General features: G+C 68.4%; 16 protein-coding genes. 4 read left to right on the forward strand and 12 right to left on the reverse strand.

Features of this window, described 5'->3' with window-relative positions; genetic code table 11:
* Positions 1–7: 7 nt before the first annotated feature.
* The 5 genes from E3T24_RS08115 to E3T24_RS08135 form a co-directional block, all read right to left on the reverse strand.
* Positions 8–1,786, reverse strand: a complete 1,779-nt coding sequence (locus tag E3T24_RS08115; protein WP_241975795.1) for a penicillin-binding protein 2 — start codon at positions 1,784–1,786, stop codon at positions 8–10.
* A gap of 104 nt (positions 1,787–1,890) precedes the next feature.
* Entirely contained in the window at positions 1,891–2,499 is a 609-nt protein-coding gene (locus tag E3T24_RS08120; protein ID WP_134367425.1) for a hypothetical protein, read from the reverse strand.
* Positions 2,496–3,449, reverse strand: coding sequence for a 16S rRNA (cytosine(1402)-N(4))-methyltransferase RsmH (gene rsmH, locus E3T24_RS08125; protein ID WP_134367513.1), 954 nt, complete (start codon positions 3,447–3,449; stop codon positions 2,496–2,498). Before rsmH ends, E3T24_RS08120 begins: the two co-directional genes overlap by 4 nt.
* A gap of 96 nt (positions 3,450–3,545) precedes the next feature.
* Entirely contained in the window at positions 3,546–3,977 is a 432-nt protein-coding gene (gene mraZ, locus E3T24_RS08130) for a division/cell wall cluster transcriptional repressor MraZ (RefSeq protein ID WP_134367427.1), read from the reverse strand.
* 273 nt (positions 3,978–4,250) lie between these two features.
* Positions 4,251–4,625: a DUF3040 domain-containing protein gene (locus E3T24_RS08135; protein ID WP_134367428.1), complete on the reverse strand. Its 375-nt coding sequence runs from the start codon at positions 4,623–4,625 to the stop codon at positions 4,251–4,253.
* A gap of 73 nt (positions 4,626–4,698) precedes the next feature.
* On the opposite strand from E3T24_RS08135, the gene E3T24_RS08140 reads away from it, so the two are divergent.
* A complete protein-coding gene (locus E3T24_RS08140) occupies positions 4,699–5,820 on the forward strand; it encodes a polyprenyl synthetase family protein (RefSeq protein ID WP_134411320.1) in 1,122 nt (373 codons plus the stop codon).
* Positions 5,821–5,847: 27 nt separating this feature from the next.
* Here E3T24_RS08140 and E3T24_RS08145 read toward each other — a convergent pair whose 3' ends face one another.
* Positions 5,848–6,192 (reverse strand): Rv2175c family DNA-binding protein, encoded by a 345-nt coding sequence (locus E3T24_RS08145; RefSeq protein WP_134367432.1) that lies wholly within the window; start codon positions 6,190–6,192, stop codon positions 5,848–5,850.
* A gap of 148 nt (positions 6,193–6,340) precedes the next feature.
* Between E3T24_RS08145 and E3T24_RS08150 the strand changes: the two genes are divergently transcribed.
* Both E3T24_RS08150 and pknB read left to right on the forward strand, forming a co-directional pair.
* On the forward strand, positions 6,341–7,660 hold the full coding sequence (locus E3T24_RS08150) for a LysM peptidoglycan-binding domain-containing protein (protein ID WP_134367434.1): 1,320 nt from the start codon (positions 6,341–6,343) through the stop codon (positions 7,658–7,660).
* 78 nt (positions 7,661–7,738) lie between these two features.
* Positions 7,739–9,718 (forward strand): Stk1 family PASTA domain-containing Ser/Thr kinase, encoded by a 1,980-nt coding sequence (pknB, locus tag E3T24_RS08155; protein WP_134367436.1) that lies wholly within the window; start codon positions 7,739–7,741, stop codon positions 9,716–9,718.
* Between the two features lie 411 nt (positions 9,719–10,129).
* Here the strand turns inward: pknB and E3T24_RS08160 are convergent, their stop codons facing one another.
* The 3 genes from E3T24_RS08160 to E3T24_RS08170 all read right to left on the reverse strand — a co-directional run bounded on the left by E3T24_RS08160 (position 10,130) and on the right by E3T24_RS08170 (position 13,261).
* Entirely contained in the window at positions 10,130–11,458 is a 1,329-nt protein-coding gene (locus E3T24_RS08160) for a 3-deoxy-7-phosphoheptulonate synthase class II (RefSeq protein ID WP_134367514.1), read from the reverse strand.
* 137 nt (positions 11,459–11,595) lie between these two features.
* Positions 11,596–12,285, reverse strand: coding sequence for a lysophospholipid acyltransferase family protein (locus E3T24_RS08165; protein WP_134367438.1), 690 nt, complete (start codon positions 12,283–12,285; stop codon positions 11,596–11,598).
* 28 nt (positions 12,286–12,313) lie between these two features.
* The gene (locus E3T24_RS08170; RefSeq protein ID WP_134367440.1) at positions 12,314–13,261 is read right to left on the reverse strand and encodes an ROK family glucokinase; all 948 of its coding nucleotides are present in this window, start codon (positions 13,259–13,261) and stop codon (positions 12,314–12,316) included.
* A 175-nt stretch (positions 13,262–13,436) separates the two neighbouring features.
* Between E3T24_RS08170 and E3T24_RS08175 the strand changes: the two genes are divergently transcribed.
* Positions 13,437–15,269 carry an AMP-dependent synthetase/ligase gene (locus E3T24_RS08175; RefSeq protein WP_134367442.1) on the forward strand — a complete coding sequence of 611 codons (1,833 nt, stop codon included), beginning with the start codon at positions 13,437–13,439 and terminating at the stop codon, positions 15,267–15,269.
* 66 nt (positions 15,270–15,335) lie between these two features.
* Here the strand turns inward: E3T24_RS08175 and def are convergent, their stop codons facing one another.
* From def to E3T24_RS08190, 3 genes are all read right to left on the reverse strand, one after another.
* Positions 15,336–15,827 (reverse strand): peptide deformylase, encoded by a 492-nt coding sequence (gene def / locus E3T24_RS08180; RefSeq protein ID WP_134367444.1) that lies wholly within the window; start codon positions 15,825–15,827, stop codon positions 15,336–15,338.
* Between the two features lie 63 nt (positions 15,828–15,890).
* Positions 15,891–17,147 (reverse strand): MinD/ParA family protein, encoded by a 1,257-nt coding sequence (locus E3T24_RS08185; RefSeq protein WP_241978654.1) that lies wholly within the window; start codon positions 17,145–17,147, stop codon positions 15,891–15,893.
* An 86-nt stretch (positions 17,148–17,233) separates the two neighbouring features.
* Positions 17,234–20,638 carry a pyruvate carboxylase gene (locus tag E3T24_RS08190; RefSeq protein WP_134367446.1) on the reverse strand — a complete coding sequence of 1,135 codons (3,405 nt, stop codon included), beginning with the start codon at positions 20,636–20,638 and terminating at the stop codon, positions 17,234–17,236.
* Positions 20,639–20,674 lie beyond the last annotated feature (36 nt).

A 20,674-nucleotide genomic window follows, 5' to 3' on the forward strand; every position in this document is an offset into this window, starting at 1 on the left:
CGCTTTCTTACCAGGTACCGGGAAGGGCAGGCGCGGTGGCGCCCGATGGAACCGCCCGGTACTTCTTCAGCACCTGGCTCATGACCTCCTGGAAGACCGGAGCAGATGCCGCCGAAGAGTTCAGTTTAACAGGATCGGCGAGGCTGACGGACACGACGTACTGCGGATCGTCGGCCGGGGCGAAGCCGGAGACCGACACCAGGTACCCCTTGGTGTACCCTCCCTGCCCGTCCGGCATCTGCGCCGTGCCAGTCTTGGCGGCCACGCGGTAGCCGGGAATGTTCCACTTCGCGGCCAGCCAGCCCTTCTGGTAGACCATCTCGAGCATGTCGGCGGTGTCGCGCGCGGCGGTGGCCGAGATCACCGGTGTCCCGGTCGTCGGCGGGACCTCGGTCATGGTGCCGTCGGCGTGCCGGCAGCCCGCCACCAGCTGCACGGGCATGCGTACCCCGTTGTTGCCGATCGTCTGGTAGATGCTGGACACCTGCAGTGCCGTGGTCGTCAGACCCTGCCCGAACATGGTCGCGTACTTGGTCTGGTTGTCCCAGTCCTGCCACGGGTGCAGGATGCCGGAGTCCTCGGCGAGGAAGCCCGATTCGGTGACCGCGCCGATCCCGAATTTGGTCATGTAGTCGTAGCGCTGCTCATCGCTGATCATCTCGCCGAACTTGGACATCCCGGTATTGGAGGATTCGATCAGCACGCCGGTCAGGGTGAGGTTCAGGTCGGCGTGGCCGGAGCTATCGTTCACGTTGGCACCGTTCGCCGGGAGGTACCGGTAGGGCGCGACGACCTTGCTGTACGGCGTGGCCACGCCCGCATCGAGCACGGATGCCGCGGTGAGTGCCTTGAACGTCGAGCCCGGTTCGAAGGAGGCCGTGAACGCCCGCGACCCGCGGTCGTCGGGGTTCGGGGTGCCGTTGACGTTGTTGGGGTCCACCGAGGGGTAGTCCGCCACAGCCACCAGCTTGCCGGTCTTCACTTCCTGCACGACGACGTTGCCCCACGCCGCCCCGGTCGCGATGGCCTGCTTGGCCAGCACCTGCTGCACGTACCACTGCAGGTCGGAGTCGATCGTGGTGACGACGTCGCCGCCGTTCTCGGCCTGCCTGGTGGTCACCGTGCTCTGCGGCAGGCGAACACCGTCGGCGCCCTTCTCGTAGGTCTCGATCCCGTTGCTGCTGGCCAGGCAGGCGTCCTGGCCGAGCTCGAGCCCGGCCTGCGCCTCCCCCACGGACGACACGAACCCGACCAGGTTGCCGGCGACGGCGCCGTCGGGGTAGACCCGGCTGGGATTCTTCTCGGCGTACATCCACGGAATCTCGAGCTTGTCGATGGCCCGGAAGACCGAGACGTCCACCGCGCGGGCGACGAAGGCGTAGTCGGAGTCCTTGTTCTCGGCGAGGGCGTCGGCGATGATCTTGAGGATGGCGTCCCCGGACTGCCCGGTGAGGGCGCCGACCTCGGCCGCGGCCTGGGCGACGGTCACGGTCACCTTGCCGGCGTCGGTGGTGCGTTCGAATTCGGCCGCGTTCCGTGGCGACAGGGTGATGTTGTAGCGCATGACCGTGCCGGCCAGGACCACGCCGTTGGCGTCGACGATGTCGCCGCGGGAGCCGTAGACGGGTTGCTCGACCGATCGGTTGCCGAGCGAGTCGGCGTTGAGCGTGTCGGCGCGCACGATCTGGATGTCCACCAGCCGGACCACGAACACGGCGACGAATGCGAACAACAGCACGACCGTCACTGCGATGCGCCGTCTGCCTGACCGGGTGCTGCTCGCCACCTGTGAGTCCTTACTGCGGCCGGGGCCACTGGTTTGGCGGGTTCTGGAGGTGAGCGGCGGGCGAGCGTGCTGGAACGAGACCGCGGTCCGGAACAGCCTAACCGTTACCGGGTCGCGGGCGTCGGCAGTCCGTTCGGCGTGGCCGTCGAGGCGACCGGAGCTGCGGCAGGCGCGGCGGCCGGGGCCGGGGCCACCGAGCCGCCCACGCTGGCACCCTGGCCGCTGCCCTGCGGCAGCTGGGTCACGAGAGGCACCCCGGCGAGGAGGGAGTTGGGCACCAGGCTGGCGGCGCCGCCCTGGCTGCCGGCGGCCGAGGCCGGAGCGCCGAGCACGGCGCCGTCGGACAGCCGGAGGTAGACCGGGTTGGAGTTGCTGACCATACCGAGGGCCTCCGCGTTGGCCGCGAGGCTCTGCGGCGAGGACGACCGCACGAGGTCTTCGGTCACGCTCTCCGCGGTGCGCCCGAGTTCGACCTGGCTGGCCTGGAGCCGGGAGACCTCGTAGGCGGACTGGGAGATCCCGACGCTGAGGAGCAGTTGGGCGAGCACGATCAGTGAGACGCCGGTGACGGCGGAGAGGGCGTAGACGATCTTCGGTCGGGCCCGGCGCTGGCTGCTCGAGGACACGATCTCGATGTGGCGGCGTTCCTCCACCGCGGCGGCGGGCTCGGTCGCCCAGTTCGGTCGTGGTGCGCGTGCGAGGTTGTCGCTCATGCTGCTCTCCTCAGTCGCTCGGCGGCGCGAAGTCGAACCGACGTGGCACGCGGGTTCATCGCTTTTTCGTCTTCCGAGGCCATTTCGGCGCCGCGGATCAGAAGCTTGAATAGTGGTTTGTGTTCGGGCAGCTCGACCGGGAGGCCGGCCGGGGCGCTGGAGCTGGAGGCCTTGGCCAGCAGTTTCTTGACGATCCGGTCTTCGAGGGACTGGTAGGCCATGACGACGATGCGGCCGCCGACGGAGACCGCATCGAGCGACGCCGGGATCGCGCGTTCGAGCACGGCGAGTTCCTGGTTCACCTCGATGCGCAGCGCCTGAAAGACCCGTTTCGCCGGGTGGCCGGCGCGCTGGACGACGACCGGGGTGACGGCGGTGATGACGGCGACCAACTGGGCGGAGCGCACGAACGGCGTCGTTTCCCGAGCTTCGACGATGGCCTTGGCGTAGCGTGCGGCCAGTTTCTCTTCGCCGTACTCGTGGAAGATCCGGCGCAGTTCCTGCTCGCTGTAGGTGGCGAGGATGCGCTCGGCGGTCAGGTCGCTGGTGTTGTCCATGCGCATGTCCAGGGGCGCGTCCTTGGAGTAGGAGAACCCGCGCTCGACCCGGTCGAGCTGCAGGGAGGACACGCCCAGGTCGAAGAGCACACCGGACACCTCCGTGATGCCGAGGCCGGCCAGGGCGTCCTGGATGCCGTCGTAGATGGTGTGCACGAGGTGGATCCGGTCGCGGAACGGCTTCAGCCGCTCCTCGGCGATGGCCAGGGCGTCGAGGTCCCGGTCGAGTCCGACCAGGGTCAGCCCGGGGAAGCGCTGCAGGAACGCCTCGGCGTGCCCGCCCATGCCGAGGGTGGCGTCGACGAGGACCGCGCCGGGGCGCTCCAGCGCCGGGCCGAGCAACTCGACGCAGCGTTCGAGCAGTACTGGGGTGTGGATGTCGTTGATGGCCATAATCCGGGTCAGACCCTGAGTCCTGATCCCCATCCATTCGTTCCTGCCACCGGGGAAGTGTGTCAGGCAGAACGGCTGGGAGTCAGGCGCCAGGAGCTAGATGAGTCCCGGAATCACCTCCTCCGTGATGTTTGCGAATGAGGCTTCTTGTTCGGCGAGGTAGGTCTCCCACGCCGCGCTGTCCCAGATTTCGACCCGGGTGCCCGCACCGATGACCGTGAGCTCGCGGTCGAGTCCGGCGAAGCTGCGCAGGTGGGCCGGGATGGTCACCCGGTTCTGCTTGTCCGGCATCTCGGCGCTCGCACCCGACAGCATCACACGGGCGTAGTCACGGGCGGGCTTGCTCGTGAGCGGTGCCTGGCTGAGCTTCTCGTGGAACGCCTCGAACTCGCGCGTCGTGAAGACGTAGAGGCAGTTCTCCTGCCCACGGGTCATGACGATCCCGGTGGCCAACTCGTCGCGGAACTTCGCGGGGAGGATGATGCGCCCCTTTTCGTCGAGCTTGGGTGCGTAGGTCCCGAGAAACATTCATCACCCCTTCTCTTCCGGCCAAGTTCCAGGTCTTGCTCCACTTTACTCCACTTTCATCCACAAAGTCGGAAATAACCGAGAAAACTCGAGATATTTTCCCCACTGACCCGCACAAACACTGGGCTGGTCCGGTGGAGGGAAAATTGTCATTGAGCACCGGTCCCGCCATCCCCGGGCCGTTTTCGGGCACAAAAAAAGGGCCGATCAGATGATCGGCCCGATTGTTCTCTGCGGTTTGTGTTGCTGCGGTTGGCGTTGCTGCGGTTGGTGTTACTGCTGGCCGTCCTGGCGGCGGTCCCAGCGGTCGTTCATGCGGTCCATGAATCCGCGGTCGGCGGTGCGCTGCGTCGGCTGGCGACGGGGAGGACCGGTCATGCGGCGGCCCGACTTGCCCGGGGTGGTCGCGATCAGGACGCCGGCGAACATGACCACGAAGCCCAAGATGCCGATCCACAACTGCTGCAGGGCCACACCGGCGATCAAGCCACCGATTCCGGCGACGGCAGCCAGAACTCCGATAGCGATCGAGCGGTAGTTGGGCCGGAGGGATGAGCCTCCGACGTTCGCCACGAAGTCGGCGTCGTTGTGGTATAGGCCGCGCTCCATCTCTTCGAGGAGTCGCTGCTCTTGTTCAGAAAGCGGCATCTCATTCCTCCTATTTGGGATCGAGCGGTTTACTCCCCGATTCTAACCCCGCCGGGATGGCTAGGCTAGGCAGGTGGCTGAAAGCAATCAACTGATCGATCTGGTTCATTCTCGCATCGACGATTTCCTCAAAACCCGTCAACCAATTGTGACCAGCATCAGCCCGGATCTGACGCCCCTGGTGGACTTCTCACGGCAGTTTCTCAGCGGTGGCAAGCGCTTCCGGGCCCTGTTCTGCTACTGGGGCTGGCAGAGTGTCGGCACCGGCGCGGGGGGCCCCGGGACCGGCGCATCCGTGCCGGACGAGGGCCGGATCGGAGCGGTCATTTCCGCCGCCGCGGCCCTGGAGATCTTCCACGCCGCCGCACTGGTGCACGATGACATCATCGACAATTCGGACACCCGTCGAGGAGCCGCCTCGGCCCACAAACTCTTCGAGGGGATGCACAGCGACAACGGCTGGGCGGGCAGCCGGTTCGAGTTCGGCCGGGCCGCTGCCATCCTGCTGGGCGACCTCCTCCTGGGCTGGAGCGACGAGCTGCTCGACGAGGGTCTGGAGCTCGCGCCGGATTCGTCGGCCGCCCGGAACGCGCGGGACGAATTCAACCGGATGCGCACCGAGGTCACCGCCGGCCAGTACCTCGACATTCTCGAAGAGCGAGCCTGGCTGACCCAGCCCGAAGCCGAGCTGTTCGATCGGGCGTTGCGGGTCATCGTCTTCAAGTCCGCCAAGTACAGCGTGCAGGCACCCCTCGTCATCGGCGCGGCCCTGGCCGGCGCCGGACGGGATCACCTGGACGCCCTGCGGGCTTTCGGGCTGCCGCTGGGCATCGCGTTCCAGCTGCGCGACGACCTCCTCGGGGTCTTCGGGGACGCATCCGTGACCGGCAAGCCGAGCGGCGACGACCTGCGCGAGGGAAAGCGCACGGTCCTGATCGCACTGGCCCGCGAGGCCATGCCCGACGCAGGCCGGCGGCACCTGGACGCGCTCCTCGGGGATTCCCTGCTGGAGCCCGCCCAGATCGCGCTGCTGCAGGCCGCCATCACGGACAGCGGCGCCGTCGAAGCGATCGAGGATCTGATCGCCTCCCACGTCGCCGAGGCCCTCGCCGCCCTCGAGGGATCACCGATCAGCGCCGAGGTCACCGGCCGCCTGGTCGAGCTGGCGGAAACGGTGACCCGGCGCGCCTTCTGACCCGGCCGGGTCAGAGAAACAAAGGGGTCAGGCGAGGGCCTGGGCGACGCGTCGCACCTCGGCCTTGCGGCCGGCCAGCAGCGCCTGGATCGGGGGAACTCCGAGGCTGGCGTCGACCTCGAGGAGCCAGTCCATGGCCTGCTCGTCGGTGAAGCCGTCGTCCGCGAGCACGATCAGCGTTCCGCGCAGCTCGGGCAGCGGCGCGCCGTCCTTGATGAACGCGGCCGGAACCTGGAGCGGGCCGCCGTCCCGCCGGACCGCGAGCAGTTGCCTGTCATCGATCAGCTGGCGTACGCGGCTCTGGCTGACGCCGAGCTCCCGTACGAGGTCGGGAATGGACAGCCACAGTTGATCTGAAAACGATTCGGTCACGGTTCCAGCCTCCCATGATTCCCAGGACTCGACAAACCCCGCGCCGGTTTTTTGCGCGTGTTGACGCCCATAACAGGGGCCACACTGTTTGACTCTAATAGTCATCTGTGTCAGCGTGACTGGGCACGCAATCAGGACGAGGAGTCCCATGTCGGCAAAAGCCAGCAGGATCAGCACCAACGCGACGCCGTCGCCCGCCGAAGGCCGGCACCGCCAGGCATCGTCCGGCACCCGCCGGGGACTGGGCATCCTGGCTACCGTTCCCCTCGTTCTGATCAGCACCATCGCGATCAGCCTGAACCTGGCGTCGCCCGCGGACGCGGCGACCCTGGCGAAGAAGCCCGTCAAGAGCAGGAGCAACCTGCCCTCGCCGCCCGCCGACCTCGCGCGGCAGGCCCCCGGCACCTCCGGCGTGGCCGCCCCCGGCCAGTACCAGGTGGTCGAAGGTGACACCGTGAGCGGCGTCGCCGGTCGGTTCGGGCTGTCCACGGCATCCGTGCTCGCCCTCAACGGCCTGGGCTGGTCCGCCAGCATCTTCCCCGGTCAGACGCTGATCCTCGGCCAGGCGAAGCCGGCAGCTTCCGCACCGGCCCCGGCCGACATCGCGAAGTACTCGATCCGGGACGGGGACACCATCAGCAGCGTCGCCGCCGCGCACGGTCTCTCCACCGGCGCCGTCCTCAGCGCCAACGGCCTCGACGGCAACAGCACCATCTTCCCCGGCCAGGCGATCGTGCTGCCCGGACCCGGCGAGGCAGCGCCCGCCACCGTGGCCGCTCCCCCGCCTTCGGCCACCGCCGCCACGGCTCCGGGCTCGCACACCATCGCGGCCGGCGACACCATCGGGGCCATCGCTGCCGCGGCGGGCGTGTCGGTGCAGGCGGTCCTCGACGCCAACGGCCTGGGCTGGTCCAGCATCATTTATCCCGGCCAGGTCCTGGCCGTCCCCTTCTCGTCGTCCCCGTCGGTGTCGGCGTCGGCGTCGGCGCTCCCGCTCGAAGCCGTGGCGCCGTCGGCCCCGACCCTGCCGGAGCCGACGGCGATCTTCGGCGTGGTGACGCCGCTCACCGATGACATGCGCCGCAACGCGGAGACGATCATCCTCGTCGGTCGCCAGGCGGGAGTCAGCGACTCGGGCCTCGTCGTGGCCCTGGCTGCCGCCGCCCAGGAATCGGGCCTCCGGAACGTGGCCTACGGCGACCGGGACTCTCTCGGGCTGTTCCAACAGCGCCCGAGTTCGGGCTGGGGCACGACCGAGCAGGTACTGGACCCCGTTCGGGCCAGCCTCGCCTTCTTCGGCGGGGACGGAAACCCGAACGCGGGCGTCACCCGCGGTCTGCTCGACATCGCCGGCTGGGAATCGATGACCGTGACCCAGGCGGCCCAGGCCGTGCAGATCTCGGCCTACCCCGACCACTACGCCAAGTGGGAGACATCCGCACGGGCCTGGCTGGCCGAGCTCGGCTGACCCGGAACATCCCCCCAAAACCCTGACTACCGGGTGTCCTGGCAGCCCGAGGCCCCGGACGATCCCTAGACTCGACTAGTGAGCGATACCTCTGCCGATCCGATGATCGGCCGTCTGATAGACGGCCGCTATCAGGTGCGCTCCCGGATCGCCCGCGGCGGCATGGCCACCGTCTACGTCGCCACCGACCTGAGACTGGAACGCCGTGTAGCGCTCAAGATCATGCACGGACATCTGGCTGACGACAATACGTTCAAGGCCCGCTTCGTGCAGGAAGCCCGTTCCGCCGCACGGCTCGCGCACCCGAACGTGGTGAACGTGTACGACCAGGGCCAGGACGCCGACATGGCCTACCTGGTGATGGAGTATCTACCGGGCATCACCCTGCGTGACCTGCTCAAAGACTACGGACGGCTCACCAGCGAGCAGACCATGGACATCCTCGAGGCAGTACTGAGCGGGCTCGCAGCCGCGCACAAGGCCGGGATCGTGCACCGCGACCTCAAGCCGGAGAACGTGCTACTGGCCGACGACGGCCGAATCAAGATCGGCGACTTCGGCCTGGCCCGCGCCGTCAACAACAACACCGCCACCGGCCAGGCCCTGCTCGGCACCATCGCCTACCTCTCCCCCGAGCTGGTCACCCGGGGAATCGCGGACGCCCGCAGCGACATCTACGCCCTCGGCATCATGACCTACGAGATGCTCACCGGAGAGCAGCCGTACGTGGGCGAGGCGCCCATGCAGATCGCGTACCAGCACGCCAATGACACGGTCCCCATGCCGAGCACGCGGATTCCGACGATTCCACACGAGCTCGACGAGCTGGTGCTCTGGGCCACCGCCCGCGACCCGGAGCAGCGCCCCCGTGATGCCCGGGTCATGCTCGACCAGCTGCTCGATCTGGACAAACTGGTGCGCCCCGCGGCGACCGGGTCCGGGCAGGCGGAGACCATGGTGATGCCCCGCGGGGCCGGCATGGCCGCCGGAGTGGCCGACGCCGACACTCAGATCCTCGGGGCGGCGCCGCTCGCCGCTACCACGGTGCTCGCGGCGGCCGGGGCTCCCCATAACGCCTCCGCATTCCCCTCGGCCGGTGATTCCGGCCCGGCGAACACCGTCGTCTTGACCGACAAGGCCCGCAAGCGCAAGCGCAAGGGTTACTGGCTGTTCACGCTGGTCCTGCTGCTCGCCGCCCTCGCCGGCGGCGGCGGCTGGTACTTCGGCAGCGGCCCCGGGTCACAGGTTCCGGTGCCGAGCCTCACCTCGGCCAGCCCGGAGGATGCGACCTCCCAACTGGCCGAACTCGGCCTGGAAGCCGCGCGCGACGTGGAATACAGCGGCACGATCGCCGCCGGCCTCGTTTCCAGCACCGACCCGGAGCCGGGCACCCGGATCGCCAAGGGCAGCACGGTGACCCTCCGCGTTTCCCAGGGTCCGCAGCCCATCACGCTTCCGGCGCTGGCCGGACTCACGCAGGAGGCCGCGACCGCCGCCGTCACCGACCTCAAGGCCGCGATCGGCAGCACGGATTCCGTTTTCGACGCCGACGTCGATGCGGGCCTCGTCATCTCCGCGAGCCGCGAAAGCGATGGCGGCGACGTCTCCCCGGGCGGAGGCTACTTCGAGGGTATGAACGTCAACCTCGTGCTCTCACTCGGCGCCGTACCCGACGTGTCGGGCAAGTCGGTCGACGACGCGACGGCAGCCCTCGGCGACAAGGGACTGCTCGTCACCGCCGGCGGGGAGGAATTCAGCGACTCGGTCGCCGACGGTGACGTCATCAGCGCCCGCCCCACCAAGGACGGCCCGGTGCGCGCGGGCGACACGTTCACGCTGACCACGTCGAAGGGGCCGGCCCCGGTCGAGGTCCCCAACGTCGTCGGCAAGTCGTGGGGCGAGGGCAAGAAGATCCTCACCGACCTGGGCTTCAAGCTCAAGTACAACGCGCTCTGGGACACTCCCGGCTTCGCGATCGTCGTGCAGTCGACGGACCCCGCGGCCGGCACACTGGCCCCCAAGGGATCAACGATCAGCCTGGCTGGCTCCCTGGCCTAGCCTGCTGGCTTCTCCCCCTCGTCACCCGCCCGCTCGCCCTCACGGTCCGTCCGCCCGCTCGCACCGCTCGCACCGCTCGCACCGCCCGCTCGCACCGCTCGCACCGCTCGCACCGCTCGCACCGCCGAGCCGGCGCGGTTCTCGGCCGCTTGCTCCGCCCGCCCTGAACCAATTCGACGGAGATTCTGCCCGAATCGGCCCGAAACCGGCCAAAAGTGCCTTTTTAGAGCGATATATCCGTCGAATTCGTTCGCCGACTCCGGCCTCAGGACCGGTGGATGCGGGTCCGGGACCGGCCATAGCCGGTCGGTTCGCAGGCAAACGAGAGCACCCGTTCCGGTCGAGAGTGCCCGGCTGAACGGGTACTCTCGACCGGAACGGGCACTGTGGCGCCGCGGCGTTGGGGTGGGACTAGCGGGCGGCGAGTTCCTCGGCGACCAGGAAGGCCAGTTCCAGAGACTGCATGTGGTTCAGGCGCGGGTCGCAGAGCGACTCATACCGGGTGGCCAGCGCGGCCTCGTCGATGTGCTCCGAACCGCCGAGGCACTCGGTGACGTCGTCGCCGGTGAGTTCCACGTGCACGCCGCCCGGGTGCGTCCCGACGCTGCGATGCGCCTCGAAGAAGCCGCGCACCTCGTCGACGACGTCGTCGAAGCGACGGGTCTTGTAGCCGGTGGGGGTCGTGACGCCGTTGCCGTGCATCGGGTCGGCGACCCACAGCGGCTTGGCCTCGCTCGCCTTGATCGCCTCGAGCAGGGGCGGAAGGGCATCCCTGACCTTGCCGGCGCCCATCCGGGTGATGAAAGTGAGGCGGCCGGGCTCGCGGTTGGGGTCGAGCTTGTCGACCAGGCGCAGCATGTCGTCGGCGGAGGTGGTCGGGCCGAGCTTGACCCCGATCGGGTTCCGCACCCGGGAGAGGAAGTCCACGTGGGCGCCGTCGAGGTCGCGGGTGCGTTCGCCGATCCAGATGAAGTGGGCCGAGGTGTTGTACGGCGTGCCCGTGCGGGAGTCGATCCGGGTCATCGGGCGCTCGTAGTCCATCAGCAGGCCCTCGTGGCTGGTGTAGAACTCGGTGCGGCGCATCGCCTCGAAGTCGGCCCCGCAGGCGATCATGAACTTGATCGCACGGTCGATCTCCTTGGCCACCTTCTCGTAGCGCTGGTTCGCCGGGTTCGCGGCGAAGCCCTGGTTCCAGCTGTGCACCTGGCGCAGGTCTGCGAAACCGCCCTGGGTGAAGGCGCGGATCAGATTGAGGGTGGATGCCGCGGTGTGGTAGCCCTTGACCAGGCGGGCCGGGTCGGCCTCGCGCGATTCGGGGGTGAAATCGTAGCCGTTGACGATGTCGCCGCGGTAGGCGGGCAGGGTGACGCCGCCGCGGGTTTCGAAGTCACTGGAGCGGGGCTTGGCGAACTGGCCGGCCATCCGCCCCATCTTGATCACGGGCATCGAGGCGCCGTACGTCAGGACGACGGCCATCTGCAGCACGGTCTTGACGCGGTTGCGGATCTGCTCGGCGGTCGCGCCGCTGAAGGTCTCGGCACAGTCCCCGCCCTGGAGCAGGAACGCGTGGCCGCTGGCGGCCTCCGCGAGGCGATCCCGCAGGATGTCGACCTCACCGGCGAACACCAGCGGCGGCTGCGCGGACAGCTCGGCGGACGCGGCGGCGACCGCGTCCGCATCCGGCCAGGTCGGCTGCTGCTTGATCGGAAGAGTGCGCCAATAGTCCAGGCCGGCAACCACAGATCGATCTGCGACGACGACTGGTTCGGTTGGGTCTACCACGCGGCTATTCCTGTTTTCTCTGGGCCGGCGCGCACAACTCCGCACCGAACGATGGCTTTGGTGGCCGGAATCGGCCACAAGGCAATGGAGCGATCTTATCGCGAAAGGCTCGCGCGCTTTTCCTTCACGCTGGTCGCATACACGTCCACGTACTCCTGCTTGCTCAGCGCCTGCAGCTCGTACATCAACTCGTCGGTCACGGAGCGGAGCACGAAGCGGTCACCCTCCATGCCGGCGAACCGGGTGAAGTCCAGGGGCTTGCCGATCACGATGCCGATCCGGCGCACCTTGGGGATGCGCGTGCCGGTGGGCATGGCCTTCTCCGTGTCGATCATCGCGACGGGCACCACGGGCACCTCGGCTTCGAGCAGCATCCGGGCAACGCCCGTGCGGCCCCGATACATCCGGGCATCGGGGCTGCGGGTTCCCTCCGGGTAGATGCCGAGCACGCCGCCGCCGGAGAGGATGCGCAGCCCGGTGTTCAGGGAATCCTCTGACGCCTTGCCGCCGGACCGGTCGATCGGCAGTTGGCCGGTCGCCTTGAAGAACTGGCGCGTGGCCCAGCCATTGAGTCCCTTGCCGGTGAAGTACTCGCTTTTCGCCAGGAAGACAACCCGCCGGGGTACGACCAGCGGGAGGAAAACCGAGTCGATGAACGACAGGTGATTGCTCGCGAGGATGACACCGCCCTCTTTGGGGATGTTCTCGAGACCGACCACCCAGGGCCGGAAGATCGCCAGCAGCAGAGGGCCGATGACAATGTTTTTCATGAACCAGTAGAACATCGTTGCCTCCCTCGGTGACCGGCACAGCCTACTGCGCGAAGACGTGTTTCCGCGCGAGGTCGGCCGCGCCCACGACACCGGCGTCGTTGACGAGTTGGGCGATGGCGAATTCCGCCTCGGGGTGATAGCCCCGGGCCGGCAGGTTTTCGAGGTACGCGGCGCGGATCGGCTCCAGCAACAGTTCACCGGCAGCGGCGACTCCGCCGCCGAAGACGAACAACTGCGGGTCGAGCACGGCCGCGAGACTGGCGCACGCCTGGCCGAGGGACCCGCCGAGCTGACGCAGGGCGGCGAGGGCGCCGTTGTCGCCCTCCTGGATCAGCCGGCCGACCTCCTTGCCGGTGAGCTTGCCCTTGCGCTCCCGCGCGGCGGCGAGCCCGAGACCGATTCCGCCGGCGTCAGCCAGCTCGGTGGCGATGCGGAGCAGGGCCCGGCCCGAGCCGTACTGTTCGATACAGCCGTGCGCGCCGCAGCCGCACAGTCGCCCATTCGGCACCACTCGCAGGTGCCCGAGCTCCGCCGCGCAGCCGAAGCCGCCGCGGAAGAGCCGGTGGCCGGAGATGATCGCGCCGCCGACGCCGGTGCCGATGGTGAGCGTCACCATATCGCTGTAGCCGCGACCGGCGCCGAAGACGAATTCCGCCCAGCCCGCGGCGTTCGCATCGTTCTCGATCAGGATCGGCATGTCGAGCCGCGCCTCGAGCGTGGCTCTAAGCGGCTCGTGGCGCCAATTGACGTTGGGCCCGTAATACACGGTGGACTGGGCAGCGTCGATGAAGCCGGCCGCGGCGATGCCGGCGGCGACGACCTCTTCACCGGCGGCGAGTTCCGTGATCATCTCGACGACGGCATCCTCGATGCCGCGCGGATCGCTCGCGGTCGTCGGACGACGGTCCGAACGGATGATCGAACCGGACTCGTCAACGAGAGCCGCGGCGATTTTTGTGCCGCCGATGTCAATCCCAATGGCGTGCACAGCATTCTTCTTTCGTAGGGGGAACAGGGGAATCAGGCCCCCGAGCGAGCGGCAGTGCCGAAGCATGCCCTTTAGAGTGTACTGAGTCAACACACCGCACGGCGAAACACCAGCCTCATTCGTCCCACGCGGATAGAGTGGTCGGAAATGCCCGCCCGGTACCAGAGGAGTTACCGTGAAACAGTTCGATCTGCCCGCAATCGTTCCTGCGGATCCCGCAGCCAACGTCACCGACCTGCTCGTCGACCGCCTCGCGGCAACCCCGGAGTCCGTGCTGTTCTCCCTGCCGCAGAACGGCGCCTGGCTCCCGGTGACCACCAGCCAGTTCTACGGACAGGTCATCGCCCTGGCCAAGGGCCTCGTCGCCGCCGGCATCCAGCCCGGCGACAAGATCGGGCTGATGTGCAAGACCCGCTACGAGTGGACGCTGATCGACTTCGCCGCCTGGTTCGCCGGCGCCGTGCTCGTCCCCGTCTATGAGACCAGCTCCCCCACCCAGATCCAGTGGATCCTGGGCGATTCCGACGCCGTCGCCGTGATCGTGGAAACCCCGGAGCACTTCTCCCGCCTCGATGAGGTGCACCCCGAGCTCCCCAGCGTGCAGCGCGTCTGGCAGATCAATCTCGGCGACCTCGACAAGCTCGGGGCTGCCGGGGTCGACGTGCCGGACGAGGAAATCGAGCGACGCCGCTCCCTCGCGGTGGGCGCCGACATGGCCACCCTGATCTACACGTCCGGTTCCACCGGCCGGCCCAAGGGTTGCGTGCTCACCCACGCCAACTTCGTCGAGACCAGCCGCAACGCGGCCGTCGCGCTGGACGAGGTGCTCACCGACGAGCATGGCGCGTCGACGCTCCTGTTCATCACCACCGCGCACGTCTTCGCCCGGTTCATCTCCGTGCTCTGCGTGCACGCCGGTGTGCGCGTGGGCCACCAGCCCGACACCAAGAAGCTGCTCGAATCCCTCGGCACGTTCAAACCGACCTTCCTGCTCGCGGTGCCCCGGGTCTTCGAGAAGGTCTACAACTCCGCCGAACAGAAGGCGCTCGCCGCCGGGCGCGGCAGGATCTTCGAGACCGCGGCCCAAACGGCCGTCGACCACTCGATGCTGGTCAACGCGGGCAAGCCCGTTCCCCTGATGATGAAGATCCGGTTCACCCTGTTCGACCGGCTCGTCTACAGCAAGCTGCGCGCCGCCATGGGCGGGAACGTGAAGTACGCCGTGTCCGGTTCGGCCCCCCTCGGCATGCACCTCGGCCACTTCTACCACAGCCTGGGCATCAAGATCCTCGAAGGCTACGGGCTGACCGAGACCACCGCCCCAACCACCGTGGGCCGCCCCGCCCAGTTCAAGATCGGAACCGTGGGGCCGCCCCTGCCCGGCGTCTCCGTTCGGGTCATGGACGACGGCGAGATCGAGGTCAAGGGCGTCAACGTCTTCAAGGAGTATTGGAAGAACCCGGAGGCGACCGCGGCCACCTTCAACGACGGATGGCTCCGCACCGGTGACATCGGCGACTTCGACAGTGAGGGTTACCTGACCATCACCGGGCGCAAGAAGGAGATCATCGTCACGGCGGGTGGCAAGAACGTCGCCCCGGCCGCGCTCGAGGACCCCATTCGTTCGAACCCGCTGATCGGCCAGGTCGTCGTCGTCGGCGATCGCAAGCCGTTCATCGCCGCTCTCGTCACCCTCGACCCGGACATGCTTGCGGTCTGGCTGAACAACAACGGCGAGGATGCGGGCATGTCGGTCGCCGAGGCATCCGTCAACACCAAGGTTCTCGCCGAGGTGCAGCGAGCGATCGACCACGCCAACGACCATGTGTCCCGGGCCGAGTCGATCCGTAAGTTCACGGTGCTCTCGACGGAGCTCACCGAGGACAACGGTTATCTCACGCCGAAGCTCAGCATCAAGCGGGACATCATCCTGCGGGACTTCGCCGACACCATCGAGGCCATGTATATCGGCGCCCCGGTGACCGGGACGACCCCGGTCAAGGGCTAGGTGTACAGCCAGGCCGGGTAGCCGGACACGTTCTGGTCGGGTCCGCCCGGACCCGACCGGCATCGATCAGAACCAGGTGGACTCGCGGACTTCCTTCATGGCCGCCCGGCGGTTCTCCTTGTCGAGGCGGTCGAGGTAGAGGAAGCCGTCGAGGTGGTCGGTTTCGTGCTGCAGCGCCTGCGCCATGATGCCGGTGCCGGAGAGTTCGACGGCGTCCCCGTCCAGGTCCACACCGGTCACCCGGGCGAACGGGTAGCGCCGGGTCGGGTACCACAGGCCGGGCACGGAGAGGCAGCCCTCCTCCACGAGTTCGGGCTCGCCGGAGACCTCGACCAGGACCGGGTTCAGGATGTACCCGATCTTGCCGTCGATGTTGTAGCTGAACGCCCGCAGGTTGACGCCGATCTGTGACGCCGCGACCCCCGCCCGCCCGGGCAGGAGCACGCTGTCGAGCAGGTCCTCGACCAGGCTCTCCACCCGGGAGTCGATGGTGACGATCGGGTCGGAGACGGTCTTCAGGACGGGATCTCCGAAGAGACGGATCTGGCGCTCAGGCACAGTGGAACTCCAAGTCGTTGGTACAGGGGATGCAAGGGGCGAGGGAAGAGCAGCCCGTGGCGATCACACGCCGCGGTCGGCCGGAAGGCCTTCCACGACCATGGCGGCCAGGGTGCGGGCGGCGAGCCGCGTGATCGGCTTCAGATCGTCGAACGAGATGACACTTCCCGCGGCCAGCTGCGGGTCCCAGGGGATCCGCACGATCTCCCGCACCCGGGACCGGAAGTGCGACTCGATCTCCTCGAGCTTGACCAGGTTGGTGCCCTGGGTCGCCGTATTGAGCGCGACGATGGCGTTCTGCACCAGGTCGCCGTAGCCGTTCGCCTCGAGCCAGGTCAGGGTTTCCGAGGCCAGCCGGGCCTCGTCGACGCTGCCGCCGGACACAATGACGATCGAATCGGCACGCTGCAGGGTCGCCCGCATCACGGAGTGCACGATTCCCGTGCCGCAGTCGGTGAGCATGATCGAGTAGTACCGGGCGGCCAGGTCGGCGACGACGTTGTAGTCGTCCTCGTCGAAGGCCTCCGACAGGAGCGGGTCGGTGTCGGACGCGAGGATGTCGAGCCGGGTGGCGTCCCGGGACACCAGGGCGGAGAAGTCGGTGAAGCCGCCGATGGATGCGGCCTTCGTGACCACGTCGCGCACGGTGGAACGCGTCTGCTTGGTCACGCGCTCGGAGAGCGTGCCCCGGTCCGGGTTGGCGTCGACGGCGATGATCCGGTCTTCACGGGCATCCGCCAGGGCCATGCCGAGGAGTGCGGTGACCGTCGTCTTGCCCACGCCGCCCTTGCGGGTCAGGATCGGGACGAAGCGGGTGCCGCCGTCGAACTCCTTGCGGATGCGGTCGTCGAGTTCCTTCTGCGCCCGCACCCGGGCGGAATCGCCCAGGTTCACCAGGTGCAGGGTCGCCGCGAAGACGAAGGTGTTCCAGGCGCCGCGGGGCGGCGGCTTGGTGCGCCGGTTGACCGCCAGCAGGCGGTCGGAGGTGAGCATCGCGGCGGATTCGGGCGAGGAGCTCGTTTCGGGGCGGAGCCGGTCACGGCGGGTTTGCTGGGTCGCGGTCTCGGCGGCGGGTGCGGACAGGGCCCGCACGGCGCCGGTGACGGCCGCCGAGGAGCGCTCGGCACGGGGCACGGCCGGGGTGCTGATTTCGATCGTGTGGGTCGTCGGGTGGCTGGGTGCGTCGGCGGGACGGGACAGGCCGACAGGTCCCCTGCGGGCGGCAACCGGCGCCGAGGCCGGCAGAGCGGCCGCGAGGTTCACGATCGTGTGCGGCGGCAGCTCGCTGTGGTACTCGTCACCCGGCTGGGTGAGCGGCACGGCCGAGGGTTCCCGACCGGAACCCTCGGCGCCTGTGCGCTTTTCGGACAAAAGATCAGCCCCTTCGTCGGAGATCGGCCCCAATCTTAGCGCGGCAGCACCACCACGAGCAGATCCCCCGCGTCGACCTGCTGCGTTTTCGGGATCGCGACGCGCTCGACGACGCCCGCGATGGGCGAGGTGATCGCGGCCTCCATCTTCATGGCCTCGATCGAGGCGACACTCTCACCGGCCTCGACGAAGGCGCCTTCCTCGACCTTGAGGGTCACCACTCCGGAGAACGGCGCGGCGATCTGGCCCGGCCGGTTCGCATCCGCCTTCTCCGCCGCCTTGCTGCTGACGGTGATGCTGCGGTCACGCACGAACACCGGGCGCAGCTGGCCGTTCAGGGTCGTCATGACCGTGCGCATGCCCTTCTCATCCGGCTCGCCGATGGCCTCGAGGCCGACGTAGAGTCGCACGCCCTTGTCGATTTCGACGGCATGCTCGACGCCCTGCTGCAGCCCGTTGAGGTAGTCGACGGTGTCCAGTACGGAGAGGTCGCCGAACAGTTCGCGGATCTGCTCGAACTGCCTGGTCGGAGCGGGGAACAGCAGCTGGTTGAGCATGGCGCGGCGGGTGAGGCTGTCGCCGTTCAGGGCGCCGCGCTCGTCCGCGGTCAGCTCGGTCACGCCGATGCGGACGGTGCGTCCGGCGAGCACCTTGCTGCGAAAGGGCTCCGGCCAGCCGCCGGGCAGGTCACCCAGCTCCCCCGCCATGAAGCCGATGACCGAGTCGGGCACGTCGTAGTTGCCGGGGTTCTCCGCGAAGTCGGCGGGGTCGGCGCGCACCGCGGCCAGGTAGAGGGCGAGGTCGCCGACCACCTTGGACGACGGCGTCACCTTGGGCACGCGGCCGAGGATGTCGTTGGCCGCGGCGTACATGTCCTCGATCAGTTCGAAGTCGTCGGCGAGGCCGAGGGCGACCGCTTGCGTGCGCAGGTTGGACAGCTGCCCGCCCGGGATCTCGTGGGTGTACACCCGCCCGGTCGGCGCCCGCAGGCCCGATTCGAAGGGGTGGTAGACCCGGCGCACGTCTTCCCAGTACGGTTCGAGGTCACAGACGGCCTTGAGCGAGATGCCAGTGTCGCGTTCGGTATGGGCCAGCGCGGCGACGAGAGAGGATGCCGAGGGCTGGCTGGTGGTGCCGGCCATCGGGGCGCTGGCCACGTCGACCGCGTCGGCGCCGGCGCGTGCCGCCGCCAGCAGGGTGGCCAGCTGGCCGCCCGGGGTGTCGTGGGTGTGCACATGGACCGGGAGGTCGAACCGGTCCCGGAGAGCGGTGACGAGCTTCTCCGCGGCCGCGGGCCGGAGCAGGCCGGCCATGTCCTTGATCGCGAGGACGTGCGCGCCCGACTCGACGATCTGCTCGGCGAGCCGCAGGTAGTAGTCGAGGGTGTACAGCTTCTCCGCCGGGTCGAGCAGGTCGCCGGTGTAACAGAGCGCGACCTCGGCGACGGATGATCCGGTCGCGAGCACGGCATCGATGGCCGGGCGCATCTGGGAGACGTCGTTGAGGGCGTCGAAGATGCGGAAGATGTCGACACCGGTCGCGGCGGCCTCCCGCACGAAAGCGTCGGTCACCTCGGTCGGGTACGGCGTGTATCCGACCGTGTTCCGCCCGCGCAGCAGCATCTGCAGGTTGATGTTGGGCAGAGCCTCCCGCAACGACGCGAGCCGCTCCCACGGGTCTTCGCCGAGGAAACGCAGGGCCACGTCGTAGGTGGCGCCGCCCCAGGCCTCGACCGAAAGTAGCTGCGGGGTCATCCGTGCCACGTAGGGCGCCACGGCGACGAGATCGCGGGTGCGCACCCGGGTCGCCAGCAGCGACTGGTGAGCGTCGCGGAACGTGGTGTCGGTCACGGCCAGGGCCGTCTGGGCGCGCAACGCGGCGGCAAAGCCGGCCGGGCCCAGCAGCTGGAGTCGCTGGCGCGAGCCGGAAGGTGCCGGCTCGGCCAGGTCGAGCTTCGGCAGCTTCTCGGCCGGGTTCAGCAGGGTGATCGGCACCCCGTTGGGCTTGTTCACCGTGACGTCGGCGAGCCAGTTCAGGATCTTGGTCCCGCGGTCCTTGGATGCCCGACCGCGCAGGAGCTCCGGCCGCTCGTCGATGAAGGAGGTGCTGAGGTTGCCGGCCGCGAAGTCGGGGTCGTCGAGGACGGCCTGCAGGAACGAGACGTTCGTGGACACGCCGCGGATGCGGAACTCGGCCAGGGCGCGCTTGGAGCGGGTGACCGCGGACGGGAAGTCACGGCCACGGCAGGTGAGCTTGGCGAGCATCGAGTCGAAGTGGGGGCTGATGTGGGCGCCGGGGTTGATCGTGCCGCCGTCGAGCCGGATCCCGGCGCCGCCGGGCGAGCGGTACGTGGTGATCTTGCCGGTGTCCGGGCGGAAACCCATGGTCGGGTCCTCCGTCGTGATGCGGCACTGCAGCGCGGCCCCGCGAAGCTGGATCTTGTCCTGGGTCAGTTCGAGGTCGCGAAGGCTCTCGCCCGCCGCGATGCGGATCTGGGACTGCACGAGGTCGACATCCGTCACCTCTTCCGTCACGGTGTGCTCGACCTGGATGCGCGGGTTCATCTCGATGAACACGTGCTGGCCCTCACGTTCGCCGACCGTGTCGAGCAGGAACTCGACGGTGCCGGCGTTGACGTAGCCGATCGACCGGGCGAAGGCGACCGCGTCGGCGTAGAGCCGCTGGCGGATCTCGTCGGACAGGTTCGGCGCGGGAGCGATCTCGATCACTTTCTGGTGGCGACGCTGCACGGAGCAGTCCCGCTCGAACAGGTGCACGGTCTCGCCGGTGGAGTCGGCCAGGATCTGCACCTCGATGTGGCGGGGCCGGAGGACCGCCTGCTCCAGGAACATCGTCGGGTCGCCGAAGGCACTGTTCGCCTCGCGCATGGCCTCTTCGAGGGACCCGCGCAGCTCGCTCATCTGGGCGACCCGGCGCATGCCGCGCCCGCCGCCGCCCGCGACGGCCTTCGCGAAGATCGGGAAGCCGATCTCCTCTGCCGCGGCGATCAGCTCGTCGACGTCGCGGGAGGGCGCGCTGGACTTGAGCACGGGCACCCCGGCGGCGATCGCGTGCTCCTTGGCGGTGACCTTGTTGCCGGCCATTTCGAGCACATGCTCGCCCGGGCCGATGAACGTGATGCCGGCCTGCCGGGCGGCGAGGGCCAGCTCCGGGTTCTCGGACAGGAAGCCGTAACCGGGGTAGATCGCGTCGGCGCCGCTCTCCTTGGCCACCCGGATGATCTCGCTCACCGTGAGGTAGGCACGCACCGGGTGACCCGGTTCGCCGATCTGGTACGCCTCGTCGGCCTTCAGCCGGTGCAGGGAGTTGCGGTCCTCGAACGGGAACACCGCGACCGTTTTCGCGCCGAGCTCGTAGGCGGCCCGGAAGGCCCTGATCGCGATTTCACCGCGGTTGGCAACAAGGATTTTCGTGAACATCAGGACCTCTCAAGCGCGGAGCCGCACACAGCCAAC

The organism is Cryobacterium sp. TmT2-59, assembly GCF_004403545.1.
Lineage (GTDB): Bacteria > Actinomycetota > Actinomycetes > Actinomycetales > Microbacteriaceae > Cryobacterium > Cryobacterium shii.

Coding starts and splice junctions, on each gene's coding strand:
- E3T24_RS08120 (WP_134367425.1), bottom strand. CDS start 2,499: ATGAGCGACAACCTCGCACGCGCACCACGACCGAACTGGGCGACCGAG.
- rsmH (WP_134367513.1), bottom strand. CDS start 3,449: ATGGCCATCAACGACATCCACACCCCAGTACTGCTCGAACGCTGCGTC.
- mraZ (WP_134367427.1), bottom strand. CDS start 3,977: ATGTTTCTCGGGACCTACGCACCCAAGCTCGACGAAAAGGGGCGCATC.
- E3T24_RS08135 (WP_134367428.1), bottom strand. CDS start 4,625: ATGCCGCTTTCTGAACAAGAGCAGCGACTCCTCGAAGAGATGGAGCGC.
- E3T24_RS08150 (WP_134367434.1), top strand. CDS start 6,341: ATGTCGGCAAAAGCCAGCAGGATCAGCACCAACGCGACGCCGTCGCCC.
- E3T24_RS08165 (WP_134367438.1), bottom strand. CDS start 12,285: ATGTTCTACTGGTTCATGAAAAACATTGTCATCGGCCCTCTGCTGCTG.
- E3T24_RS08190 (WP_134367446.1), bottom strand. CDS start 20,638: ATGTTCACGAAAATCCTTGTTGCCAACCGCGGTGAAATCGCGATCAGG.